At 70.9% G+C, this 302-nt stretch carries 1 protein-coding gene; it reads left to right on the plus strand.

Translation table 11 applies throughout. The annotated features are described in order from the left end of the window. On the plus strand, nucleotides 1-302 hold a 302-nt coding region (locus tag QP415_RS11335; RefSeq protein ID WP_285100135.1), incomplete at both ends, for a hypothetical protein.

The raw sequence follows: 302 nt of genomic DNA on the forward strand, positions 1-302 counted from the left end.
GCCCTACGCGAACGACGTCGCCGTGGTCACCGGCATGACCCCCGCCTCCATCGGCGGCGCGGTCGTGGGCGGCCTGCTCGCCGGTGGCGCGACGGTCATCGCGACCTCCTCGTCGATCTCCGCATCGCGCCTGGCTTTCGCCAAGGAGCTCTACCGCACGCATGCCGCTGGCGGCGCGAAGCTGTGGCTGGTTCCCGCCAACCTGGCCTCCTACCGCGACGTGGACGCGCTCGTGGAGTGGATCGGCACCGAGCAGACCAAGTCCGTGGGCGCCGACGTCAAGGTGACCAAGGAAGCCCTGG

Origin of the sequence: Pauljensenia sp. UMB3104 (assembly GCF_030217285.1) — a bacterium.
Lineage (GTDB): Bacteria > Actinomycetota > Actinomycetes > Actinomycetales > Actinomycetaceae > Pauljensenia.